The 894-nt window shown below is 34.2% G+C and carries 1 protein-coding gene; it reads right to left on the reverse strand.

Annotation, left to right across the window (positions count from 1 at the left end):
• Nucleotides 1–49: 49 nt before the first annotated feature.
• A partial coding sequence (locus FD26_RS10735; RefSeq protein ID WP_057868409.1) for an ISL3 family transposase occupies nucleotides 50–894 on the reverse strand: 845 nt, incomplete at its 5' end.

Below are 894 nucleotides of genomic sequence, written 5' to 3' on the forward strand. Positions count from 1 at the left end.
GATGGCGGTTCAAGTTAACAGTTAGACCATAAATGGTCTAGCTGTTTTTTTATTTGGCTGATGAGCTTGCTCGAAGCCAAAACATTTGAATATTTATACGTTCAGTAAAGTTGTTCCAACTACGATATCCATAGGCACTACTTTTTATCTTTTTTATTCTTCCAATGATTCCCTCTAAAAATCCGTTGGAATATTTAAGCTTCAGTGCATTTAATACTTGTTTACGATATTTTCTTAATGATGTCATTGTTTGATCCATAGCGGTATTGAGTGGATGATAATTGAGTAGTATCTGATTCATTGTATCAGTATCGCCTGTTCTAATAGCCTTTAAAATATCTTGATATACTTCGTAGGACTTGGCGAAACCTTCGTCCAAATCTAAACACTTTGTGATTAAATTTAGATCCGTTTCATAATAACCAACACTGTACTGATACTTAGGGTTTATCTTTTCGATGGAATCGAATGATTCCAAGAATTTTTTCCAATCTCTCTTCATGAACAAGTATTCTTTACTTCTTTTAGGCATTCGTTTCATTACCTGTATTCTAGTTGAATTGAGAGAACGATTCATCATCTGAACGATATGAAATCTATCAACAACGACTTTGGCCTTTGGAAACAACTTTGGTACTAAATTAATGTATCCGGCATTTAAATCCAAAGAAATAGTTTTTACCTGTCTTCTGACTTTCAAAGGAAATCGACTGAAGTATTTACTGATTTGATATGAAGTTCTTCTGGGCAAGATATCACCCGTACGATGATTATCGCTATCTAACCAAATAAAGCTCATCTTGTCAGTAGACATAAATTCATCAAATGCCATGTGCTTAGGAAGATGTTCAGGAAGTGATTTCTTGTGCATCTTGGCTTCTTCATCGATGATAC

Origin of the sequence: Companilactobacillus crustorum JCM 15951, assembly GCF_001434585.1 — a bacterium.
GTDB lineage: Bacteria > Bacillota > Bacilli > Lactobacillales > Lactobacillaceae > Companilactobacillus > Companilactobacillus crustorum.